Origin of the sequence: Micromonospora sp. CPCC 205546 (genome assembly GCF_036902715.1) — a bacterium.
Classification (GTDB): Bacteria; Actinomycetota; Actinomycetes; order Mycobacteriales; family Micromonosporaceae; genus Micromonospora.
Window position 1 is genome coordinate 1 of record NZ_JBAKHL010000144.1, and the last position, 3,635, is coordinate 3,635.

Sequence of the window (3,635 nt, forward strand, 5' to 3'; positions counted from 1 at the left end):
GGGCGCGGCGCACGCCGGAGGCGGTCGCGGGTGTCGCCGGCGGTGAGGTGCTGACGTACGCGGAACTGGACCGCCGCTCCGGGGCGCTGGCGGCATACCTGCGCTCCGCCGGTGTCGGCGTCGGCGACGTGGTGTCGCTGGCGCTGGAACGCGGCCTGTGGTCCCTGGTGGCGACGGTGGCCGTCCTGCGGGCGGGTGCGGCGTACACGCCGATGGACGTGTCCTGGCCGGCGGAGCGGATGCGGATGCTGCTCGCCGACCACGGCGCCCGGATCGTGCTCACCGTCGGCGCGGTGGCGCCCCGGGTTCCGGGCGGCGACGGCGTGTCCGTGGTGGCGCTGGACGACGACTGGCCGGTGGTGCGGGCCTGTGAACCGGTGGATCTGCCGGTGGTGCCGGCCGACGCGCCGGCGTTCGTCATCTACACGTCGGGATCCACGGGCACCCCGAAGGGCGTGGTGCTCACCCACGACAAGCTGGCGAACTTCCTGTCGTGGATGACCGACGAGTGCGCCATCGGCCCCGACAGCCGCATGCTGCACTCGGCGGCCCCGGTCTTCGACGCCGCGTTCGGGGAAATCTTCGCGACGCTCACCGGTGGCGGTCGCGTCGTCGTCTGCTCCCGCGACGACCTGCTCGACGTGCGTCGGCTCACCGACCTCGTCAACACCCACGGCGTCACCCACACGTTCGGGCCGGCCACCAACATCGCCCCGCTCGACCCGGCGGCCTGCCCCGGCCTGCGCTGCATCATCTTCGGCGGCGAGGCCGTCCCACCGCAGCTGGCGCAACGGTGGTTGGCGGCCGGTACGCGGGTGCTGAACGCGTACGGGCCGGCGGAGATCGCGGTGGCGTGCACGTGGTTCGACGCATCGGCGGGCTGGGGCGGCGCGTACGTGCCGATCGGCTGGCCCATGCCCAACCGCCAGATCCGCGTCGTCGACGCCCATCTCAACCTCGTCCCCATGGGCGTGCCCGGCGAAATCCTCGTCGCCGGCTTCGGAGTGGCCGACGGCTACCTCAACCGTCCCGAACTCACCACCCAACGCTTCGTCACCGACCCCTACGACGGCGGCACCGCCTACCGCACCGGCGACCTCGGACGCTGGAACAACACCGGCGCACTCGAAATCCTCGGCCGCATGGACCACCAGGTCAAAGTCAACGGCATCCGCATCGAACTCGGCGAAATCGAAGCCACCCTCGAACAACACCCCGACGTCGCCACCGCCATCGTCACCCGCCGCGAAGACCACGGCACCACCCGCCTCATCGCCTACGTCACCGGACGCGACGGCCGGCACCCCGCCGTGACCGAGCTACGCGAGCACGCCGCCGCCGTACTGCCCACCTACATGGTCCCCGCCGTCATCATGATCCTCGACCGGTTCCCCGTCGGCGGCACCGGAAAGATCAACCGGAACGCCCTCCCCGCACCCGACACCCAACGCCCCGACCTCGGGGTGGAGTTCGTCGAGCCGACGACGAACGAGGAACGGCTCGTGGCCGGGGTGTTCGCGACGGTGCTCGGCATCGACCGGGTCGGCACGCGCGACAGCTTCTTCGACCTCGGCGGCACGTCCCTGCAGTCGGCGACCGTGGCCACACGCATCGACGAGGCGGCGGACGTCATCGTGCCCGTCTCGCAGATCCACCGCACCCCCACCCCGCAGGGGCTGGCCCACTGGCTCACCACCGCTGCGCGCCGTACGGAGACCGGTTCGACCGCCGGGCGGGCCCGTCAGCGCCCCGGCCCGGTCCCGCTCGCCCAGCAGGTGGCGAAGTGCCTGATGTCCCCGCCGGAGGTCGTCGTCCCGGTCACCTGGTGGATCGAGGGTGAGCTGGACCTGCGGGCGCTGATGGCGGCGCTCGGCGACGTGCACCGCCGCCACGAGGCCCTGTACGCCCGTTACCGACGGACGGATCCACCCGTGGCACTCGTCCCGCCGAACCCGGGCATGCCGCAGCTACGGTTGCTCACCGACGCCACCGGCGAGCAGGAGGCGCTGGAGCAGTTGGCGGAAGCGGTGCAGCAGCCGCTCGACTACACCCAGGGCCGCAACTGGCGGGCCGCCCTGATCCGGGAGCGATCGACCAACCGCGTCCTGTTCGGCGTCGGCATCCACCACATCGCCTTCGACGGGTGGTCGTACGCGCTGCTGGTGCGGGATCTCAGCCACGCGTACGCGGCGCGGTTGGCGGGTGCGGCTCCGGTGTGGGATCGACCGGCGCCGACGCTGCGCCAGTCGTACGACGAGTACACCCGGCTGCGCGACGCCACGGACCTCGAAGCCCAGCGGGCCTACTGGCGCGAACAGCTGCGCGGCCTGCCCCGTCAGGGTCGGGGCCAGGCCACGGCGCCCCTGGAACAGGCGCTGGCCTGGGGACCCAAGGCCGGACACATCGTCACCGTCGCCCCCGACGTCCTGCAACGCTGGGACCGCGCCGCCCGCGAACACCGCTTCAGCCGGGCCAGCTACTTCGTGGCGGCATTCGCCTCCGCGCTGCGCGCCATCCACCAGCAGGACGACATCGCCCTGCTGATGGTCGTGGCCAAGCGGGGCAGCCGGGTGCTCGACTCCGCCTTCACCACCCGGCTGAACCTCAACTGCGTCCGGGTGCGGTTCGACGGGCCGCAGGACGACAAACTCGTCCTACGCGTCAACGAGACGATCAGCGACCTCATGCGGGCCCAGGACGTCCCCTTCGCGGAGACCGCCGACGACCCCGCCGCCGGGCTCTCCGGGGAGGTGGTGGCGAGCCTGCCGACGTTCGTGTTCCAGGACAACGTGGTCCTTCCGCTGGAACTGCCGGGCTGCCGGGCCGAGGAGGTCGTCGACCCGTACGCCCGGGAGGTGCCCAACGGCCTCACGGTCGAGGTGCTGCCCCGCGTCGACCACGCCCTGCTGCGCGTCACCATCCGCACCGACTACCTGCCGTACAGCTTCGCCGAGGAGCTGAACGGGCACATGCTGCGCTTCCTCGAAGCCGGACCGGCGGGGCTTCCCACCGCCGGTTGACCGTCTCACCCCGCTCACACCGGGCTGCTCGTCATGCCGTGGGGCGCGAGGCGCGTTCCCGGAGTTCGTGGTTGTTTCCTCCGGCGTACCCCTGTGGGTGACGCCGGTCCTGATCGGAGGTTGGCTCATGTCTGTCGGGTTCGTTGGTGCTCCGGCCCAGGCCACGGATGTGGCCGGGCCCGGGAGCGACCTCGAGGTCCTCGACCTGATGGGAGACCTGCGCCGGCCGACGGCGTGGCCGGCCCGGGCGGCCTCCGAGTTCCGGGCGGTGCGGCTGCCCGACCGGGCGGGCGCGCAGTCCCCCGGCGCGGTGGTGCTGGCCGGCCTGCTGGGGGTGCTGGCCCGGTACACCGGTCAGGCCGAGGTGGTGGTGGGGCTGTCGCCGGGCGGCGCGTTGCGCGTCGACGTCGCCGATGATCCGGGTTTCGGGGAGTTGGTGACGCGGGTCGGTGCGGCGTTGGCCGGGCCGGTCGCCCTGGACGCGGCCGCGACGGGACCGGTGGTGGTGGGCCTGGTGGACGGCCCGGTGGCCGAGGCGGGGCCGGAGGCGGTGGATGTCGACCTCGTGGTGAGTGTCGCGTCGGACGGGTCGGCGGTGCGGGTGGACCACGCGGC

At 72.7% G+C, this 3,635-nt stretch carries 1 protein-coding gene and 1 pseudogene; both read left to right on the forward strand.

The window, feature by feature from the left end; genetic code table 11:
• On the forward strand, positions 1 to 3,020 hold a 3,020-nt coding region (locus V6U77_RS29680; protein ID WP_334610046.1), incomplete at its 5' end, for a non-ribosomal peptide synthetase.
• A 127-nt stretch (positions 3,021 to 3,147) separates the two neighbouring features.
• Positions 3,148 to 3,635, forward strand: a pseudogene (locus tag V6U77_RS29685) (non-ribosomal peptide synthetase); the annotation flags it as partial.